The sequence below is a fragment of the Pseudomonas arcuscaelestis genome, assembly GCF_016881005.1.
Taxonomy (GTDB): Bacteria; Pseudomonadota; Gammaproteobacteria; order Pseudomonadales; family Pseudomonadaceae; genus Aquipseudomonas; species Aquipseudomonas arcuscaelestis.
Genome location: NZ_JACOPV010000015.1, coordinates 128,810 through 148,409, shown reverse-complemented (window position 1 = coordinate 148,409; position 19,600 = coordinate 128,810). Strand labels below are relative to the sequence as shown.

19 protein-coding genes are annotated in these 19,600 nt (G+C 61.1%); 7 read left to right on the top strand and 12 right to left on the bottom strand.

Annotated features, from left to right (window positions below; genetic code table 11):
- Positions 1 to 35 precede the first annotated feature (35 nt).
- The gene (locus H8F21_RS22580; RefSeq protein ID WP_203585377.1) at positions 36 to 860 is read left to right on the top strand and encodes an SDR family oxidoreductase; all 825 of its coding nucleotides are present in this window, start codon (positions 36 to 38) and stop codon (positions 858 to 860) included.
- Here the strand turns inward: H8F21_RS22580 and H8F21_RS22575 are convergent.
- The 4 genes from H8F21_RS22575 to H8F21_RS22560 all read right to left on the bottom strand — a co-directional run bounded on the left by H8F21_RS22575 (position 844) and on the right by H8F21_RS22560 (position 5,950).
- A complete protein-coding gene (locus H8F21_RS22575) occupies positions 844 to 2,304 on the bottom strand; it encodes an efflux transporter outer membrane subunit (protein ID WP_203585376.1) in 1,461 nt (486 codons plus the stop codon). The genes H8F21_RS22580 and H8F21_RS22575 overlap by 17 nt on opposite strands.
- Positions 2,301 to 3,362 carry an HlyD family secretion protein gene (locus H8F21_RS22570; protein ID WP_203543651.1) on the bottom strand — a complete coding sequence of 354 codons (1,062 nt, stop codon included), beginning with the start codon at positions 3,360 to 3,362 and terminating at the stop codon, positions 2,301 to 2,303. Before H8F21_RS22570 ends, H8F21_RS22575 begins: the two co-directional genes overlap by 4 nt.
- Positions 3,363 to 3,393: 31 nt before the next feature.
- Entirely contained in the window at positions 3,394 to 4,935 is a 1,542-nt protein-coding gene (locus tag H8F21_RS22565; RefSeq protein WP_203585375.1) for an MFS transporter, read from the bottom strand.
- A gap of 109 nt (positions 4,936 to 5,044) precedes the next feature.
- Positions 5,045 to 5,950 carry a LysR family transcriptional regulator gene (locus H8F21_RS22560; RefSeq protein WP_203585374.1) on the bottom strand — a complete coding sequence of 302 codons (906 nt, stop codon included), beginning with the start codon at positions 5,948 to 5,950 and terminating at the stop codon, positions 5,045 to 5,047.
- A gap of 158 nt (positions 5,951 to 6,108) precedes the next feature.
- Between H8F21_RS22560 and H8F21_RS22555 the strand changes: the two genes are divergently transcribed.
- Positions 6,109 to 6,555 (top strand): universal stress protein, encoded by a 447-nt coding sequence (locus H8F21_RS22555; RefSeq protein ID WP_203543590.1) that lies wholly within the window; start codon positions 6,109 to 6,111, stop codon positions 6,553 to 6,555.
- A 40-nt stretch (positions 6,556 to 6,595) separates the two neighbouring features.
- On the opposite strand, the gene H8F21_RS22550 is transcribed toward H8F21_RS22555, so the two are convergent.
- The 4 genes from H8F21_RS22550 to H8F21_RS22535 are packed head-to-tail and all read right to left on the bottom strand — an operon-like array spanning position 6,596 to position 11,373.
- Positions 6,596 to 7,462, bottom strand: a complete 867-nt coding sequence (locus H8F21_RS22550; protein WP_203479461.1) for an efflux RND transporter periplasmic adaptor subunit — start codon at positions 7,460 to 7,462, stop codon at positions 6,596 to 6,598.
- A gap of 11 nt (positions 7,463 to 7,473) precedes the next feature.
- Positions 7,474 to 7,674: a DUF1656 domain-containing protein gene (locus H8F21_RS22545; protein WP_203479460.1), complete on the bottom strand. Its 201-nt coding sequence runs from the start codon at positions 7,672 to 7,674 to the stop codon at positions 7,474 to 7,476.
- Positions 7,664 to 9,850 (bottom strand): FUSC family protein, encoded by a 2,187-nt coding sequence (locus H8F21_RS22540; protein ID WP_203479459.1) that lies wholly within the window; start codon positions 9,848 to 9,850, stop codon positions 7,664 to 7,666. The genes H8F21_RS22545 and H8F21_RS22540 overlap by 11 nt, the downstream gene beginning before the upstream one ends.
- A complete protein-coding gene (locus H8F21_RS22535; RefSeq protein WP_203585373.1) occupies positions 9,847 to 11,373 on the bottom strand; it encodes an efflux transporter outer membrane subunit in 1,527 nt (508 codons plus the stop codon). The genes H8F21_RS22540 and H8F21_RS22535 overlap by 4 nt, the downstream gene beginning before the upstream one ends.
- 186 nt (positions 11,374 to 11,559) lie before the next feature.
- Here H8F21_RS22535 and H8F21_RS22530 point away from each other — a divergent pair, with 186 nt between their 5' ends.
- Positions 11,560 to 12,507, top strand: a complete 948-nt coding sequence (locus H8F21_RS22530; RefSeq protein WP_203479457.1) for a LysR family transcriptional regulator — start codon at positions 11,560 to 11,562, stop codon at positions 12,505 to 12,507.
- 73 nt (positions 12,508 to 12,580) lie between these two features.
- Entirely contained in the window at positions 12,581 to 13,570 is a 990-nt protein-coding gene (locus H8F21_RS22525; RefSeq protein ID WP_203543595.1) for a 2-hydroxyacid dehydrogenase, read from the top strand.
- 21 nt (positions 13,571 to 13,591) lie between these two features.
- Here the strand turns inward: H8F21_RS22525 and H8F21_RS22520 are convergent, their stop codons facing one another.
- Positions 13,592 to 14,494 carry a DMT family transporter gene (locus tag H8F21_RS22520; RefSeq protein WP_203585372.1) on the bottom strand — a complete coding sequence of 301 codons (903 nt, stop codon included), beginning with the start codon at positions 14,492 to 14,494 and terminating at the stop codon, positions 13,592 to 13,594.
- A 137-nt stretch (positions 14,495 to 14,631) separates the two neighbouring features.
- On the opposite strand from H8F21_RS22520, the gene H8F21_RS22515 reads away from it, so the two are divergent.
- The 3 genes from H8F21_RS22515 (at position 14,632) to H8F21_RS22505 (ending at position 17,302) form a co-directional block, all read left to right on the top strand.
- Positions 14,632 to 15,507 (top strand): AraC family transcriptional regulator, encoded by an 876-nt coding sequence (locus tag H8F21_RS22515; RefSeq protein ID WP_203479454.1) that lies wholly within the window; start codon positions 14,632 to 14,634, stop codon positions 15,505 to 15,507.
- A 285-nt stretch (positions 15,508 to 15,792) separates the two neighbouring features.
- Positions 15,793 to 16,236, top strand: coding sequence for a DUF3597 domain-containing protein (locus tag H8F21_RS22510; RefSeq protein ID WP_203479453.1), 444 nt, complete (start codon positions 15,793 to 15,795; stop codon positions 16,234 to 16,236).
- Positions 16,237 to 16,285: 49 nt separating this feature from the next.
- Positions 16,286 to 17,302 (top strand): YrzE family protein, encoded by a 1,017-nt coding sequence (locus H8F21_RS22505; protein ID WP_203479452.1) that lies wholly within the window; start codon positions 16,286 to 16,288, stop codon positions 17,300 to 17,302.
- Positions 17,303 to 17,387: 85 nt separating this feature from the next.
- On the opposite strand, the gene H8F21_RS22500 is transcribed toward H8F21_RS22505, so the two are convergent.
- The 3 genes from H8F21_RS22500 to H8F21_RS22490 are packed head-to-tail and all read right to left on the bottom strand — an operon-like array spanning position 17,388 to position 19,599.
- A complete protein-coding gene (locus H8F21_RS22500) occupies positions 17,388 to 17,714 on the bottom strand; it encodes a DUF3325 domain-containing protein (RefSeq protein ID WP_203479451.1) in 327 nt (108 codons plus the stop codon).
- Positions 17,714 to 19,297, bottom strand: a complete 1,584-nt coding sequence (locus tag H8F21_RS22495) for a PepSY-associated TM helix domain-containing protein (RefSeq protein ID WP_203585371.1) — start codon at positions 19,295 to 19,297, stop codon at positions 17,714 to 17,716. The genes H8F21_RS22500 and H8F21_RS22495 overlap by 1 nt, the downstream gene beginning before the upstream one ends.
- Entirely contained in the window at positions 19,294 to 19,599 is a 306-nt protein-coding gene (locus tag H8F21_RS22490) for a DUF3649 domain-containing protein (protein ID WP_203543600.1), read from the bottom strand. Before H8F21_RS22490 ends, H8F21_RS22495 begins: the two co-directional genes overlap by 4 nt.
- Between the last annotated feature and the right edge of the window lies 1 nt (position 19,600).

Below are 19,600 nucleotides of genomic sequence, written 5' to 3'. Positions count from 1 at the left end.
CGAGCTCTCTTCTTCTGCGCTGCGAAGGATCGTCCATGCCCATCGTGCTTATCACCGGTTGCTCCAGCGGCATTGGCCGTGCCCTGGCCGAGCGTTTCAGAGATGCCGGTTATGAAGTCTGGGCAACGGCACGTAAAGCCGACGATGTATCACGCCTGGACATTGCCGGTTTTACCGGACGCCAGCTGGACGTCAACGATGCCCAGGCGCTGCAAGGCTTGAGCGAGGAAATCCAGGCGCTGCATGGCGGCCTCGATATTCTTATCAATAACGCCGGTTACGGCGCCATGGGGCCGTTGCTCGATGGCGGCGTCGAAGCCCTGCAGCGCCAGTTCGAAACCAATGTGTTTGCCCTGGTTGGCGTCACCCGTGCGCTGTTCCCGGCGCTGCGGCGCAATAAAGGCCTGGTGGTGAATATCGGCAGTGTTTCCGGGGTTCTGGTTACTCCCTTCGCGGGTGCCTACTGCGCGTCGAAAGCTGCGGTGCATGCGCTGAGCGATGCCCTGCGCCTGGAGCTGGCGCCCATGGGCATCCGGGTCATGGAAGTGCAGCCAGGCGCCATTGCCACACAGTTTGCCGACAACGCCCAGACTCAGGCCGAGCAGGTGCTGGCAGCCGACTCGCCTTGGTGGCCGCTGCGCGAACAGATCCACGCCCGCGCCCGCGCCTCGCAGGACCGTCCAACATCAGCAGCAGTCTTCGCCCAGGGCCTGTTGGCGGCAGTGGAAAAACAACCCACCCCGTCCCTGGTCCGCCTGGGTAACGGCAGCCATGCCCTGCCACTGCTGGCCCGCTGGCTGCCGCGTTCGCTGCTGGACAAAGTGCTAAAGAAGCGCTTTGGCCTCAATCGTCCGCTGTAACGGCGGCCGTCATCGCCGGGTCGAATGCCTGCCAACCACCGCCCAAGGCCTTGTACAAACCCACCAGGGCCTGTGACACTGCGGCCGAGCTCTCGATCCACTGCTCCTCGCTGGCCAGCAAGGCGCCCTGAACACTGAGCACATTGAGAAAATCCACCGCGCCTTCGACGTATTGCTGCTGCGCCGTCTGCAAGGCAATGCGGTTCTGGCGCACGGCTTCGGCCAACAGGTCGCGGCGCAACTGGCTGGCGTTGTACAGCCGCAGGACATCGTCGATCTCATGCCAGGCGCGCAACACCACTTGCTGATACTGCAACGCGGCTTCCTGCTGCTGGGCCTCGCGCAACTTGAGCACACCTGTCAGGCGCCCACCTTCAAATATCGGCAGGCTCAACTGCGGCCCGATGCCGAATCGGCGCGAATCCCAGCCACCGAAGTCGGACAACTGCATCGACTGAAAGCCGACATTGCCCGACAAGCGAATGCTCGGATAGAAATCAGCCTTGGCCACACCGATACTGGCGGTGGCGGCATGCAATTGAGCTTCGGCCTGGAGGATATCCGGGCGGCGCTGCGCCAGCTCCGAGGGCACGCCAATCGCAAAAGTTTGCTGCGGCGCCGGCATCGCGGCCGGCGTCAGCAATTGGGCCTGCAAGCTGCGCGGTGGCTCGGCAAGCAACAGGCTCAGGGCATTGATCAGTTGCGCCTGACGCTCTTCCAGTGTTGGCAGGCGCGCCTCGATAGACGCCACCTGAGCACTGGCCTGGGCGACGTCCAGCGTGGTGGCGACACCATCACGCAAGCGCATTTGCGACAGGCGCAGGCTATGGCGCGAAACCTCAAGGTTTTCCCGGGTGACCGTCAGGTTGCTCTGCACCGCACGCAATTGAATGTAGTTGCCGGCGGTCTCGGCCAGCAATGACAGCAACACGCCGCGACGGTCATTCTCGGCGACTTCCACCACCGCATCGGCAGCTTCGACCTGACGACGTACCCGCCCCCACAGATCCAGCTCCCAACTGGCGGTCAGGTCACCCTGCCAGAGATTGAACGCCGACTTTCCGCCTTTGCCCGAGGGGTCGCTCAGACCTTGGGCGCTGTTGCGGGCCCGGTTGTAACCGGCGTCCAGGTCCACTGCTGGGGTTTGCTCGGAAGCAATGCTGGTACGCAGCGCACGGCTTTGCAGCAATCGCGCGCTGGCGATCTGTAGGTCGAGGTTGCCTTGCGTGGCGCGCTCGATCAGGGCGCTGAGTTTGGCGTCGTGAAAACTCTCCCACCAACGTTGCTCCAGCGGTTCGGCCTGGGCCTGGCTCGGCGCTGGCGTCTCCTGCAGCGCAGGCCAATGGGCCGGGGCCTTGCTCGAAGGTGGGTTAAAATCGGGGCCTAAGGTACAACCGGCGAGCAGGCTCAGCAGCAAAGGGCACAAGGCGAACGCAGGTTTCATCGGGCGCTGACCTCTTCACCGCCGACGAGCTGGGCGCCGGTATCAATTTTCGCCACCACCGACATGCCAACGCGCAGGCGCTGCAGCAAAGGTTGGTCGGCATCAAAAACAATCTTCACCGGAATCCGCTGCACCACCTTGGTGAAATTACCGGTGGCGTTGTCCGGCTTGACCGCCGCAAAGGTCACACCCGTGGCCGGCGCGATACTCTCGACATGCCCCTTGAGGTATTCGTCGGCAAAGGTATCGACCAGGATCTGCACCGGTTGCCCAGGCTGCACATGGGTCAGTTGGGTTTCCTGAAAGTTGCCGACCACATAAGCATGCTCCAAGGGCACCACCGACAACAGCCGAGCCCCCGGATTGACATAGGCACCGACGCGCACGGCACGCTCGCCAACCATGCCCTCTATGGGGGCGACGATGCGGGTATAGGAAAGATCCAACTGTGCTCGCTCAAGGCTTGCCTGGGCATGCTTGAGCCCACCCTCGGCGCTGTCGACCTGCGCGCTAAGGATATCCACTTGTTTGCGTGTCGCGGCCAACGCTGCTTGCGAATTGGCCAGGCGGGCACGCGCCTGATCCACTCGACTGCGCGCCTGCTGGGCGTTCTGTACGGTGCCGGCGCCCTGCTCGGCCAGACGGCTGTGACGGGTCAGCTCATGATTGGCAAACGCCAGTTCAGCCTGGTCGGCGCTTACCGCCGCCTGTGCCTGGGCGATCAGGGATGCCTGGCGCTCAAGGGTCGCCCGGGCATTGTGCAGTTGGGCGGTGGACACCAACAGTTGCGCCTGGGCCGCCGCCAGTGCGGCCTGATAATCACGGTCGTCGATCAGCGCCAGCACCTGGCCGGCCTTGACCTGCTGGTTGTCTTCAACCAGCACTTGTTTGATAAAACCCGCCACTTTCGGCGCAACCACGGTGTAATCGGCAGATACATAGGCGTCGTTGGTGCTCTGCTCGGTATCGCGGCCCAACAGCATCGGGCCGACGACACCTGCCAGCCCTGCAACCACCAACGCGGCAACAATCAAGGCGGTTTTTCGATGCGTCGTTATCGTCGTCATATCTTTCTCTCAGAACAGGCGCCTAGGCCACCGCACGCGGTGGGTAGATTCGTGTAGGCACAAAAGGAATCAGCAGGATCAGCGCCGCAGCCAGCACCGCCATGCACAGGTAAAGATCAGCCGAGGTCAGCACCAGCGCCTGTTCGTGAATGCGCTTGGCCAACCCCGGCATCTGGCTGTCGACCAACGGCGAATTGCCCAGATTGTCGACCAGCGTGTTGGAATGAAAATGTCGGCGAACCGTGGTCAATGCCTCGAGCACACCCGTGGCGACCACCGAAGCCAGGCCCTTGATGGTGTTGAACCAGGCCGAGGCAAACGGGCCGTCCTGCGGGGTCATGCCACCGGTGGCAAGCATCAGCAAGGGCAATACAGCCATCGGTTGGCCAAAGATGTGCAGCATCTGCAGCAGGTAGAAATTGTCGCGAATCCACTCACTGGTGAGCTGGCTGCCCAACGCGCTGGACAGTGCCAGCATGCCCAGGCCGGTGGCCAGAACCCAGCGACAGTCCACGGCGCGGATGTTGCACAACGCCGCGGTCAATGGCAGCGCCAGCAGTTGCGGCAAGGCCACCAACAGCATCAACGGAGCGGTCTGTGCCGGACGATAACCCTGGATCTGAGCGAGGTAGCTCGATGGGATGAGAATCGCTGCGGTCAGCACGATCAGCACACCAAACAAGGTGACCAGCGCATGGGTGAGATTACGGGTCTTGAGCATCTGCAACTTGAAGAACGGCAACGGCTCGGACCATTCGTTGAGCATGAACAACACCAGCAACACCAGGCCGCCACCCAATAACCAGCAAATCAACGGCGAGCTGAACCAGCCCATGCGATCGCCCAGGGTGAGGCCGATCACCAGCGAGCAGATCGCCGGTAAACCGAGTAACACACCGCGCCAGTCGAACTGCTTGAAGCGCTCCAGGCGCAGCGGGTCCTGCGGCAAGCCCCAGGCGACACAAGCCATGGCCAGCAAGGATGGCAGGATGATCTGCCAGAACGCCCACTGCCAACCGACATACTCGGTCCACAACCCTGCCAGCGGCGTGCCCAGGTTCGGCCCAAAGGTGGCGGTCAGGGCATACCCGGCAAGGCCATAAACCTTGATGCCGGGAGGCAAGAAGCGCAGCGCGACACTCATCAGCATCGGCGGCAAGGCGCCCGACGCAAGCCCCTGCAGGGTGCGCAACAGCATCAGGCTGGACAGATTCGGCGCATAGGGTTGCAACAGCCCAAGCAGCGCAAAGGCACCGATCGCACAGAGGGTGAAGCGCCGCAGGGAAAACGTCGCGGCCATCCACGGCGAAAAGGCCATGGCCGAAACCGACGCCGCGGCATACACCGCGATCAACCAGGCCCCCTCATCGGCACCGATGAACATACCGCCACGAATATCGGCAAGCGACGTTTTGGTCACCATTTCGTTGAGGCCGGCACACAACACGGCCAGCAACACGCCAAGCAATCCGACCACGATGCGCAGGCCGAATGCGCTCGGCGCTGCGGCTCCAGCCACAGGTGGAGGCGCGACAGCAGAGGGCAACGCAGTCAACGAACTCATTACAGACATCTCCGGGGGGAACAGCTACCGGCAGAAGTCTATGAAGCGGCAATGATGACGAAAACTGACATATTGGCAGTTTACGAGTGCAGCAAACGCAATCCGTCGATCACGGGCGCTCGCTGCAGCACGCTTTGAGGGTTTGGCGCAGCCAGCGGTGGGCCGGGTCATTGTCAAAGCGTGGGTGCCAGGCCTGCATTACCGTAACCCGTTCCATCGGCAACGGAATGCGGAACGAGCGCAGCGGCAAGCCCAGCTTGGTCACGCTGGTGAGGATGTTGGCCGGCATCGGCAGCAACAAATCGGACTCCGGCAGGGAAAACATTGCCGAGTGAAAACTTGGCGTGATCAGCGCGACATGGCGCTGCACCTTGTAATTGGCCAGTTCCAGATCAATCGGTCCGTTGGCACGCCCCCGGCGGGACACGCTGATTTGCGGATAGGCGGCAAAGCGCTCTGGGGTGATTTCAGCGTCGAAGATCGGATGTTCCTCGCGCGCCAGGCCGACGTAGATGGTGTTGAACAGGCTCTGCACCTTGATCTCCGGCCCCAGGTCAACGGTGGAACTGACGATCAGGTCGGTGCGCCCATCACGCAGTACCGCATCGTCGTCGCCGCCGCTTTCCGGCACAAAACGCAGCACGGTACGCGGCGCCTGCTCGTGCATGGTACGCAGCAATTGCGCACCGTACAGGGCAATGAACAGGTCATTGGTGCGAATACTGAACACCCGATCCAGGGTGGCCAGCTCAACTTCCTCACGGCTGCGAAATACCAGCCCGGCCTGCTCGACCAGCGCCCGTACCTGATCGTGCAGTGCCAGCGCACGCGGCGTCGGCACCAGCCCGCGCCCGGCGCGCACCAGAATCGGGTCACCAATTGCCTCGCGGATACGTCCCAGGGTTCGACTCATGGCCGCAGGACTCAGGTTCATGCGCCGTGCAGCGCCCACCACACTGCCCTCATCGAGCAACGCGTCGAGGGCGACCAACAGGTTCATATCCGGGATCTGCATTGCCAGGTATCCAAGGGCTGGGGAGGCCTCATGTTACCAGTTCGACAGCCACCTTCGAGTTGCGCTGCACACAACTACACAGTGCACACCAGGCCATTTATCCGCCCTCGCCTTTGGCCAACAATGACCGGCTCGCAACTCGCCCCGTGGAGCCCTGCATGCTCAGCCCCGTCCTGATTGCCATTGATGGTTCCAGCGCCTGCCAAGGGCTGCTGGAACTGGCCCGGCAATACTGCCAGCCCAACCGCCACCGCCTGCATGTACTGCTGGCCATCGACGCAGCCTTCGCGCTCAGCGATGGCCCTGGGGCTATCAGCTTGTACGAGCAACAGGAGTTTCCAGCCGCCACCGAAGAACAGCGCCACGCGGTTGGCGCAGTCCAACGGGCACTGAAAAGCTTGCGCGGCTTTGGCTTCGAAAGTGAAGGCAAGCTGGCCCAGGTCGACCCCGTGGCGGCGATCGTCAGCGAAGCCCAGCGGCTCGATTGTGCGTTGATCCTTATGGGCCATCGCCATATGAATCGACTGGGGCGCTTGCTGGACCCGTCGATCAGCAACAAGGTCATTGACCAAGTGAACTGCCCGGTGCTGGTGGACTCGCGCTAAGCCTGAAGCCCCGCCCCTACAGGCTATTAGCAGGACTGTTTCAGCCTTGGTCCTGCTGCGCCTTGACCACCACGGTGCAGGTGGTCCCCGCCGCCAGCAGGAAGCCTTCCGGCACTTCATCGATGTGAATCCGCACCGGCACTCGCTGGGCCAGGCGCACCCAGTTGAAGGTCGGGTTGACGTCGGCGATCAGCTCGCGGCTTTCCGGGTTATCGCGGTCGTAGATGCCGCGGGAAATACTCTCCACATGCCCCTTGAGCACTTCACCGCTCATCATTTGCAGCTCAGCCTGGTCGCCCACCTTCACATGGGGCAGTTTGGTCTCTTCGAAGAAGCCGTAGACCCAGAACGAATCCTTGTCGACCACCGCCATTTTCGGCTCACCGGTCCGCGCGTAGTCACCGCGATGCACATTGAGGTTGGTGACGTAGCCATCGACTGTAGCGAGGATCGTGGTGCGTTTAAGATCCAGCTCGGCCGCTGCCAGTTGCGCCTGGGCGTGTTGATAATCGGCCAGCGCCGAGTTGGCAATGTTGCTGGCGTCGTCGCGGTTCTCGCGGGAAATCACCAGGTTGTCCATGTCGGCACGCCGATGTGCGTTGACCTTGCGCATCTCCCACGTGGCCTTGCGGGACGCGACCAGGGCCTGGGCCTGCTTGACCGCCACTTGGTAGTGCTCAGGGTCAATCTGCAGCAGCACGTCGCCCTTCTTCACCAACTGGTTGTCGCGCACCGGTACATCAACCACATAGCCCGGCACATCGGCGGCCACGTTGATGATGTCGGCGCGCACCCGTCCGTCACGGGTCCAGGGCGTGTTCATGTAATGCACCCACAGCTGGCGGCCGATAGCCACGGCAGCAGCCAGCACGAGCAAGGTGGCGATCAGGCTGAAAAACTTTTTCATCAACAGGGGTCTCAACGGTAGAGAGTCAGGGCCATGGAACCGAACAGGCAGATAAACAGGCACAGGCGCAGCAGTGCCGGATGCCAGAAAAAGCGATAGCCGTCATAGCTGGCGATAAACCGATCCAGGCCCCAGGCAAGCCCGGCGGCAAACACAAACATCAGGGTCATGGTCGGCATGTAGACGCCATGGAAGGCGATTTCACGGGGCATGGTGCAGTCCTTGGGCCGGAGCCATTGCGGCCAGCGGCGACTGGGGGTCGAGCAGCGAAGTACGGATGAAATGCAGGTAGCTCTGCACCCGACGCAAAGCTGAGGTGTCAAAGTGCCGGGCAAAGGGTTCGTCGGTGGCCTGCACGCGGCTGATAGCGTGGTCGACGGCGATCAGCGCACGCTCGTGATTGCTCGCATTCGGTTGCAGGAACAACCGCGCCAGGGCACGTCCCATCACGCGAATTGCCAGGCGCCAGGACTGCGACTCGGCGTAGCAAGGATGCACCGGCAAAATAGCCTGTTCCTTGCGCAGCTCGATGATCGCGTGGCCGACTTCCAGCACCAGGAACATCCAGCCCAACAACTTGCTTTGCACCTGCGGCTTGCCCACCGCCAGGCCATAGGCCTGGTGCAGCAGGTCGCGGGTGCGGCTTTCGAAGGCCGAGCCCAGGCCACGCAGGCGGCCGCTAATGGCAAACAACACCTGGCTGCGCAGATCGAGCTCCAGCCGGCTCCATAGCCAACGGCTGTTCGGCGGCAGGATGATCGCCCCGGCAGCGGCACACACCAACATGCCGATGACCATGGCGATGTAGTCATTGATAAAGTCGTACGGGTTGTACACGGTCAGGTTGTTCGGCACTGAGCCGGTGGCAAAGAAGATCAGCAAGCCCAGGCCGACACCGGCATAGGCCGGGCGCGAGGCGAGGAAAGCCCCGAGCACGAACACCGGTGCCAGCACCAGGCACAGCAATGCAAAGCCATCGATCCAGGGAAACACAAAGAAGGTTTCGAAAAAGCCGATAAAGGCGCCGATCAAGGTTCCGCAAGCCATCTGGAACGACATGCGCTTGGGGTTCGGTGAAGCGGCCGACAAGCCCACCGTGGCGGCAGCAATCAAGGTCATGATCGCGCCGCTGGGCCAAGCCGTCAGAATCCAGAAGCTGCCCAGCACCAACAAAATAAAGGCTGCACGCAGGCCCGCTGCCAGCGACACCATCCAGTCAGTCTGCGCCACATACGGCTCGTCCCACTGCTCGCGCGCATGGTTGTGCTCGGCCAACGAGGCATGCGTCAGGGCATAGCTGTGCAGGTCGTCGACAAAGCGGTAGAGCAGTTCGTAGGCGGTGTGGAAGTCGAGCAGATCGGACTCGCTCGGCCCTGTCTCGACATAGGCGGCGCGCATGCTGCGCACCCGCTCCGGCAAGCCTTCCTTGTAGGCCGCCAGTTGCTCGGCAAGGCGCGCAGCATCGGCGTTGGTCAGCGCCCGTCCGGCATAGACATCGAGCAGCTCGGTCAACGCCTGCAGGCCCGGTTCAATAGCCGTGGTGATCTGCAGCGGCCCGCGCAGACGCAGGCGTTCGAGCAACTGGTGCAGTGCGTTGAAACGCGTGGTGATGGCCATGAACTCACTGTTCATGCGCCCCAACCGACCGTTGCGTCGGCGCATGTGCGGGTCTTCGAAGGCGGTGACATTGCGCAGGCTTTCCAGGCCCACCGCCTCGGCGATAAAGCGCACGTTGCTGCTTTCGAAACGATCGCGCTGACTGTCACCGCGCAAACCTTCGACGACAAAGCTGGCGAACACACCAAAGCGCTGGTACAGGGCGTTGCGCATTGCCGCACTGGCCGACTGCGGCAGGATCGCGGCGCTGACCAGTGTCGACACCAGAATCCCCAGGGAAATTTCCAGCACCCGCCAAACCGCGGCCATGAACGCGCCGTCGGGGTGTTGCAGCGCCGGCAGGCCGACCATTGCCGCGGTATAGCCCGCCAGCACGAAGCCGTAGGCACGGAAGGTTCGATAACGCATGGCGCCCGCCGAGCACAAGCCCACCCACACCGCCAGGCTTGGTAGGAACAGTTCGGTGTTCTGCGGAAACAGCGCGATCAAGGCGACCATCATCGAGGAGCCGGCCAGGGTCCCGAGCAGGCGCCAGAAGCTCTTGGCAAACACATGCCCGCTCTGCGGCTGCATAACGATGAACACAGTGATCATCGCGGTGCGCGGCTGCGGCAGCTCCAGGCGCATGGCCAGCCACAAAGTGAGGAAGGCAGCGCTCAGGACCTTGAAAATATAGACCCAGGTCACCCCGTCAGTGCGCGCCCATTCAAAGAAGCCACGGCGCCATTCAAGGGAGCCCAGCCAGCGAAACGGCAGTGTCAGAGCGCTCATTCGGCACGGTCCGGCTTGTCGAAGAGCGCCAGGGTCGCCGGGGTTTTCGGCGCCTGTTGTTTATCTTCGCTCGGCACATCGTTGCCGGCGCCCAGACCACCGCCGAGGGCCGTGACCAATTCAGCGTGGGCGGTCAAGCGAGCGGCCTGGACCTGCTGTTGGATCTGCTGCTGGCGAAACAGCAAGGTTTGCGCATTGAGCACATTGAGGTAATCGGTGAGGCCCCGTTGAAAGGCAATCATGGCGATGTCGTAGGTTTTCTGCGCAGAAGCCACCGACTCGGCAGCAAAGTGCTGCTGTTCTTTCATCGACTCGCGACGAATCAACTGATCGGAAATGCCCTTGAGGGCCTCGACCACGGTCTGGTTGTAACGCGCCACGGCCATGTCATAGCCGGCCGATGCCACACCCAACTGCGAGCGCAGGCGACCACCGTCGAACACTGGCAGGCTGATGGCCGGGCCAACGTTGTAGTTGAACTTGCGCCCAGTGAGAAACTCCAGCGCACCACCGCCTGTGGCCATGAAACCCAAGCCGCCGACCAGATCGACATTGGGGAAGAAGCCGGCATGGGCGACATCGATACCGCGCGCCTGGGCCGCGACCTGCCAGCGGCTGGCGACCACATCCGGACGCTGGCCGACCAACTCGGCGGGCATGGCCGAAGGCAGTTTCAACGCCGCCCCCAGGGCCAGTTGCGGACGCTGCAATTGCGCGCCCTCCCCTGGACCTTTACCGGCCAGAGCGGCCAACTGGTTACGCGCCAGGGCGATTTCTTCATGCAGGGCATCGAGCTGACGATGGGTTTCCGGCAGGGGCGTCTGCGCCTGACTGACTTCGAAGTGCGTGCCAATGCCACCGGCCAGGCGCCGTTGCGCCAGGGCTAGAATCTGCTCCTGCTGCTCAAGTTCAGCTTTGACGATGTCGTACTGGGCAAAATGCAGGGACAGTTGGATGTACACCTTGACGATGTTGTTCTGCAGTTCCAACTGCGCCTGGCGCAACTGCGCGGCACTCATGTGGGCCATGTCCACGGCCTGTTCACTGGCATTACGCTCGCGCCCCCACAGGTCCAGGGCGTAACTGAAGCCCAGCGCAGCATTGTTGTCCCAGGTGTTGGCACCGGACAGCGCCCCCGGCCCATAGAACTGGTCTTCGGGCCAATTGTGGCGCTTGAGCGTCGACTCGCCGTTCACTTGCAGTTTCTCGGCAGACTCGACCACGCCGGCCATGGCCTTGGCCTCGCGCACCCGCGCCGCAGCCATGGCCATGCTTGGGCTGTCGTTTACCGCCAGGGCTATCCAGCGGTCCAGCTGTGGATCGCCATAGGCGCGCCACCACTGCTGGTCCGGCCAGTGGGCATCACGGGCGGCCTCGCGGATCGCCTCGTCGGTGGTGAGGGTATTGGCTTGCAGCGTCTTGCTTTGCGGGGCAATGCCCCAAGTTCCGATACAGCCGCTCAAGGTCAAGCTAAGGGCACAGACACTGAGCGCATTCAGCGCTCTGATGATGCGACGCGGCACAGCTGCGAATTCCCGACGTAGAAGGTGGATGACGCTTGGAGACGCAATTCTAGGGGGCGGTTGTGCTGGCGATAAGCGTGTATTACTGCGAATCTTTGTTACGAAAACAGTGATAATCCGGCTTTAGTCTGAAGACCGGCGTGGTTACTTCATGTCACAATTTGTCGTCTACTTTGAGAGCGACCCATGGACACCCTGCAAAATATGCGTGCTTTTAGCTGTGTAGCCCAAGTCGGTAGTTTTACCGCCGCGGCTGTACAACTGGATACAACCACCGCCAACGTCTCACGGGCGGTTTCCAATCTTGAAGCCCATCTGCAAACCCGCCTGCTCAACCGCACCACCCGCCGCATCGCCCTGACCGAAGCTGGCAAGCGCTACCTGATGCGCTGCGAACAGATCCTTACCTATGTCGAGGAAGCCGAAGCCGAGGCCAGCGATGCCCATGCGCGTCCGGCTGGGCAATTGAAAGTGCATTCGATGACCGGCGTCGGCCAGCATTTTGTCATCGATGCCATTGCCCGCTACCGCGAAACCCACCCCGACGTCACCTTCGACCTGACCATGGCCAACCGCGTGCCGGACTTACTCGACGAAGGCTATGACGTCTCCATCGTGCTGGCCAGCGAGCTGCCGGACTCGGGCTTTGTGTCCCAGCGCCTGGGCATCACCTACAGCATCGTCTGCGCATCGCCCGAGTACGTGAAACGCCACGGCGTGGCGCATAAGCCCAGCGACCTGCTCAATCATGCCTGCCTGCGCATGGTGAGCCCGGTGATCCCCCTGGAGAAGTGGCTGTTCGACGGTCCGGAAGGCCAGGAAGTGGTCAACATTACCCAGGCACCGTTTCAGGTGAACTCTGCCGACGCGATGAAAGCCGCAATCCGCAGTGGCATGGGGGTTGGTGTGTTGCCGATCTACTCAGCCATAGACGGGCTGCGTGACGGATCGCTAGTACGGGTAATGCCCGACTACCGCCTGCAGGAATTGAACCTGTACGCGATCTACCCATCGCGCCAATACCTGGATGCGAAGATCAAGACCTGGGTCGAGTACCTGCGCAACTCGCTGCCGGAAATTCTCGCTGCCCACGATGCCGATCTCAAGACTCACGAGTTGCTGATCGCCAACTGAAATCTTGCTGCACAGAGGCGGTGGGGAATGATAGCGTGCTACCCATTCTCCACCGCCAGCAGAGATTTCGCCGATGAAAAAGACCGTCCTTGCCTTCAGCCGCATTACCCCGGCGATGGTCGAACGCCTGCAGCAAGACTTCAACGTAATCGTCCCCAATCCCAAGCTCGGCGACATCAGCGCCCAATTCAACGAAGCCTTGCCCCAGGCCCACGGCCTGATCGGCGTGGGGCGCAAACTCGGTGAAGCGCAACTGGCCAATGCCAGCAAACTGGAAGTGGTGTCGAGTGTGTCGGTGGGCTACGACAACTACGACCTGAACTACTTCAATGAGCGCGGCCTTGCCCTGACCAACACCCCCGACGTACTCACCGAAAGCACGGCAGACCTGGGTTTTGCTTTGCTCATGGGCTGCGCCCGTCGTGTTGCCGAACTGGACGCCTGGACCAAGGCCGGACACTGGCAGGCCACGGTTGGGCCGGCGCAGTTCGGTAGCGATGTACACGGTAAAACGTTGGGGATCGTTGGTCTGGGCAACATTGGTGCGGCCATTGCCCGGCGCGGACGTTTTGGCTTCAATATGCCGATCATCTACAGCGGCAACTCGCGCAAGGCGGCATTGGAGCAGGAACTCGGCGCCCAATTTCGCAGCCTTGACGAGCTATTGGCTGAAGCCGATTTTGTTTGCCTGGTGGTGCCGCTCGGCGCCCAGACCAAGCACCTGATCAGCAGCCGTGAATTGCAGCTGATGAAATCCAGTGCGTTTTTGATCAACGTGTCCCGTGGGCCGGTGGTGGATGAAGCGGCGCTGGTCGAAGCCCTGCGCGACGGCACCATTCGCGGCGCCGGACTGGACGTGTACGAGAAAGAACCGCTGACTGAATCAGCGCTGTTCCAACTGCCCAACGCCCTGACCCTGCCGCACGTCGGCTCCGCCACCGCTGAAACCCGTGAAGCCATGGCCAACCGCGCCATCGACAACCTGCGCAGCGCCCTACTGGGCGAACGTCCACGTGACCTGGTCAATCCGCAGGTGTGGAAATCATCCCCCAGCAACCCTTAAGCGCTAGGCACGGGCAATGCTTTACCTCAAGACAACCGCAGCAGCGGTTGTCTTGGGCTTGGGTTTTCTGAACACCAGCACGTTGCCCAGCATCACCAACACCAGACCAAACAGGGCCGGGGCCGTCCACTGGTACCCCTCATAGAACGCCGAGACATTCAGCGCTACCAGCGGAAACAGCACCGTGCAGTAGGCCGCCCGCTCCGGTCCCATGCGCCCGACCAGGGTCAGGTAGGCGGTAAAGCCGATAACCGACCCCGGAATCACCAGGTACATCAACGAGCCGATGTAGCGTGTAGTCCACTCCATCTCGAATGGAATACCCTTGACCAGACAATACACAGCCAGCATCCCGGCGCCATAGAGCATGCCCCAGGCGTTGGTGGTCATCGGCCGCAAGCCGGCTTTCTGTTGCAGGCTCGAGAGCATGTTGCCCGCCGAGAAACACAAGGTCCCCAGCAGCGCCAAGCCCAGACCGATCAGGGTTTCACGACTGGCGGCATGCCCCGACAGCTCCGGCCAGAACAATAGCCCCAGCCCAGCCAAGCCCAAGGCGCCGCCACCGAGCACGTTGGTGGCGATCTTCTGGCCGAAGAACACCCGCGCATTGAGCGCATTCCACAAGGTCGCGGTAGAGAACACCACGGCGATCAAGCCGCTGGGAATCCACTGGCTGGCCGTCAAAAAACACATGAAATTAACGCAGAACAGGCAAAACCCCTGGGCCAGGCAAATGCTGTGGCCGCGCCAGTTCATCGGTTGCAAACGACGGCTGAGCAGCAAAATGGCAAACAGAATCAGCCCCGCCAGGGCAAACCGATAGACAATCGATACCGGAATCGCGACAACACCCAGTTGTAGTTTCAGGGCGATCCAGGTGGTGCCCCAGATCAGTACGGTCAACAAGTACAACGACAGGTTCATGACAGCGCTCCTCGCATCCAGGCCTTCAGTCTCAGGCCACACCCCGGAGGCGCGCTTGCAGATTCTTGCGCTTTTACCGCGCACGCTGCTGTCAGTCATTGCACAGCAGCGTAGGATAATGCCCAGAGGTATCGATCATGAACGCGCTGGACCAGCTGCAAGTATTCAAAGCCATGCACGAATCACCCCACTCCTGCCTGGAACACAGCGCGGACCTCGGTGATGGCCTGGCTGCAGCCCTATGGAACAACCGCCACGACGCCCGCGACTACGAAGCCCCCAGCCACCACACACTGTCCTGCTATATCGCCGACGGCACCGGCACCTTCCGCCGCGATCAGCCCAGCCACAAAGGCGCACCCGACAAGCTCTGCATCATGCCAGCAGGCTCGGCTTCACACTGGGTGGTGAATGGCTCGATTCGCCTGGCGCACCTGTATATCAGCCAGGAGCAATTCGCCCTCGGCTGCATCAGCCTGCTCGACCGCGAACCCCGCGAACTGCAATTGCAGGAAGCAACGTTTCTTGACGATCCCGAGCAAGCCCAGCGCTTTCGCCAATTGATCGCAATGAACTGGGACGAGCCCGGCGAGCGCCTGCTCACCAGCACCCTGGCCCACGAAATTCTCGATCATGCCGTGCTCAGCCAGGTTGGCCAGCGCCACGGCTTGCGCCTTAAAGGCGGATTGGCCGCCTATCAACGGCGACAAGTAAGCGACTACATCGAAGGCCACCTGGACCAGCCCTTAAGCCTTGGGGAGCTGGCGTCGCGCTGCAATTTGTCCGAATACCACTTTGCGCGGATGTTCCGTGAGAGCTTTGGCCTTCCCCCCCACCAATACCTGCTGGCCCGACGCCTGGCCATGGCCCGGCACCTGCTGCGCTTTGGCGACCTGGCCTTGAGTGAAGTCGCCCTGCAATGCGGTTTTGCCAGCGCCAGCCATTTCAGCAATCGCTTTCGCCAAGCCTTGGGTGCAACACCCGGGGCGTACAGGGCGGCATTCAGGCGCTAGGTTTTTTCTTGAAAGTACAGGCGTAAACCCAGTCGATTTACGCAACTTATAGCGCCCGCAACTTACAACCGCCTGCAACTTGCGAGCTGCAATGTACCTAGTAAAAGTAATAGGTTTTTGTCTGTTATTCGTGGTTTTCGTAACCGTTCAGCGCAAAAAGCCCGTGCCTGGCAATTAATTTGAACCGTTGGTGAACGATTGCGCTCAAGTTTATTGAAGCCAAGCCCTTACCGATTAAGAGCAGTGCGCTTCACCTATGAATTTGACTTTTATCAGGAGATTCACATGGGCTTGTTAAGCAAGATTATGGAAAAACTGGGTATCGGCCGCGATGACAATACCCACACCAATGCCGCTGCACCTGACGTGCAAACGCCCGCAGGCACCCCGTCGACGCCGGTCCCTCCTTCAACTCCAACCTCCACTCCCGCCCCCACAACCACCCAGGGATCAGCGCAATCCACCCACCAGTCTGTCGATGTGGGCGCCAAGCTCGACGCCCTGGCCGCGCAGCACTCGGAAACACTGAACTGGAGAACGTCGATTGTCGATCTGCTCAAGCTGCTCAATATCGACAGCAGCCTGGACAATCGCAAGGAACTGGCCAAAGAGCTCAACTACAGCGGTTCTACCGATGACTCGGCCAGCATGAATGTGTGGCTGCACAAAGCCGTGATGACCAAGCTTGCAGAGAATGGCGGCCAACTTCCTGCCGATCTACATCACTAAAAATCGATGCATTCAAGCGCTGCACAGTTAGACGAAAAGGAGTTTCATCATGATCAGAGACGACAATAACAGCACCGCTGTATACCCCGAGACGCACTTGACCGCTGCTCCGTTGCTTAAACGCATTTCATGGAGTGCGATTCTCGCAGGCGTTGCTTTAGCGATGGTAGCGTCGCTGATTCTGAATCTACTGGGCACCGCCATCGGCTCTGCCTCCATCGACCCCTTGCAGGAGGCCAACCCCCTGGACGGCCTGGGCAAGGGGACTGCCATCTGGGTGGTGGTCAGTGGCATCGTTTCAGTGTTCGTCGGCGCCTGGATTGCCGGGCGCCTGGCGCAACGTGAAGGGGCATTGCACGGGCTGCTCGTGTGGGCGACCACATCATTGGTGTCCCTCTATCTTGTATCCAGTGCTGTAAGCGGGATCGTCAGCAGCGGCCTTAACCTTGCCGGCAGTGGGCTCTCGGCTGCGGGTAGCACCCTTGCCCAGGCCGCGCCGCATATCGGCAACACCGTGCAGGATCAACTGCGCCAACAAGGCATCAACTTTGATTTAAGCGATATCCAGAACGAACTCGAAACCGCCATGCGTCAAACAGGAAAACCTGAACTCAATCCGGAGAACGTAAAAAGAGAAGCACAAGCCACGGAGCAGGATGCGCAACAGACCGCAAAAAACAGCGCGCAAAACCCACAGGCGGCCGATGAGCAACTCAGCGGATTGCTTGACCGCATCAAGGCCAAAGGTGAAAAGGCATGGGATGCCGCTGACCGCGAAGCCATGGTTAACCTGATCAAGGCGCGCACTGGGAAAACCGATGCCGAAGCCAACCAGATGGTCGACCAGGCCCAACAGGCCTATCAACAGGCCTACGCCAAGTATCAAGAGCTCAAGGCAGAAGCTGAGCAAAAGGCTCGCGAAGCTGCAGAAGTTGCCGCCAAGCGTGTTTCCCAAGGCAGCTGGTTGTTGTTGATCACCCTGATCGTTTCTGGCCTGGTAGCTGCGGGTGCCGGCATGATGGGGCGTCGCACCCAACCTGAAACCAAGGTCGTCGCTGCAGTGTAGGCAGGACGCACGACAAAAAATGCCCCGACTCCGGGGCATTTTTTTGCATTGGCGGGATAGACGCCGACGAAAATCGACCGGGCACCTAGTGAGGAAATATGAGCAGTACCGGCCCAAGCACCAGGCTCAACCCCACCAGCCCCAGCAACAAGCGTGGCTGGTAGGGCAATAGAAATACCCACAGGGTCACCCCTGCCATCAACACTGCGAACAACTCCACCAGCCCCATGGCCCAGCCACTGCCCTGCACCGCCAGGTACAGCGCCAGCAGTTGCAGCAACCAGCCAGCGATGCGCAAGGCGCGCAAGCGCGCCGCGCTGGGTGCGCTGGCAAGCAAGTCCTTGTAGTGTTTTTCCATGGCCAGGCACAGGCAGGCAAAACCGGCAAAGCCAAACAGAGTAACGGCCAGCATCAGCTCACCTCGCTTTCAATCAGGTTGGCGCTGGGTGCTTTTGCAGCTTTGGGCGCACGTTTGGCCGCAACCACTGGCGGGCGCCACATTTTGGCTGCCAACCAAGCCAGGAACAGGCCACTGCCCAAGGCCGTCAGGTCGAAACCTGCCATGGCCCAGTCACCCACCGAAACGGAGTGGATCAAGCCCTGGCCTGTGGTGAGCTGATTGAGCAGCGGCAAGCCGGCCCACAGCAACGCCGCCAATCCCAACTGTTCGGCCCAGGCTTTGCGGCCCGGACGCAGCGCCGCATGCAGCACCGACAACGCCCAGAGCAGGAAGAAGCTGTTCACTTCCCAATCGGCCCGGCCTTGCATACCCACCGGGAGCAAACGGTTGGCCCAGAAGAACGCCGCAACGCCCAGCAGCAAACCGCTCATGCTGGCAATGTTCAGCACTTCCACCAAACGCAGCTCGAATGGTTGCGTGCCGCTCTTGGCATGTTTGAGCTGACGCTTGCCCAGCCACAGAACCAGGCCCGTACCAATTACCGCCGTGCCCGCCAGGCCGAAGAAGAAGTACAACCAGCGCATCCATGGGCCGGCAAACATACCCATGTGCAGACCGTACATACCAGCGGAGATCACCACTGGCGTGGACTCCGCTTTGCTGCCGGACTGCTGCGTGCCGTTGACGCCATCAAAGATCCAGCTCTGGCCACGCTGGTAGGCAATACGGTCGCCCCCATGGCGGGAGAAGCGTACGCGGGCATTCTGATCACCCGCGTTCTGCACTTCGATCCAGCCCAGACGCGCGTCCGGTTGTTGTTCGCGAAACTTCTCGTAGAGCGCTGGCAGCGGCATCAATGGCGCCGCGACACCGGCCACCTTGACCTGCTCGGGGGCCCCGAACAGGTCATTGAAAAAGCCCCGGGTGTTGTCGCCATAGCTGGCGATGATGCTCGCCGGCATGACCAGCGACATGAAAATCACCAGGCTGCTGTAGCTGATCATCAAGTGAAATGGCAGCACCAATACGCCAATGGCATTGTGGCCATCAAGCCAGGAACGCTGGCCCTTGCCTGGGCGGAAAGTGAAGAACTCCTTGAAGATCTTCTTGTGCGTAATGATGCCGGTCACCAGGCCCAGTAGCATGATGAAGGCGGCAAAGGTCGACAGCCAGCGGCCCCACGGATGAGGCATTTCCAGCTGGAAATGGAATCGGTAGAAGAAGTCGCCACCGCGCGTTTCGCGGGCCTGCACCTCGGTGCCCGTGACCGGGTCCAGGGTTTTGTCGATGAAGCCGCGCCGCCCGGCACCTTCTGCACGCCAACCGACACTCAGCCCCGGCTCGCGCGCTTCAGGCAAGCGGATGAACCAACTGCCCGCATCGGGTGCATGCTTTTGCAGGTAATTCTGCGCCACAGCCAGGTTTGCCAGCGGGTCCAGAGGACGCGCCTGCACTTCGGGCTGGGCCCAGTGATTGATCTCTTCCTTGAAGTAGGACATGGTCCCGGTCAGGAAAATCGCAAACAGCAACCAGCCGAAGATCAGGCCTGTCCAGGTGTGCAACCAGGCCATGGCCTGGCGAAAGCCCTCTTTCATGAGTTTTTCATCCAGTAGGCCAATCCGTTGACCGCGCCCAGCACCAGGCTTGGCACCAACACCCCCCACCAGGCATGCCAGGCCGTACGGCAGGCAAAGCACCAGAGAAAGGCCACCAGGTAAAACAGGAACGACAGCATCATGCCGCTGATCACTGCCTCAGCCTTGGGCATTGGTGCCAGCAAGGTGATACAGACGCTGGCCATGGCTGCCAGCAGATATCCGCCAAACACGGCAGCCAGGCAGCGTGAGGTCACAGCCAGGCGATAATTCAAGGGCAGCCCGGCGGCTTTGCTTTTCATG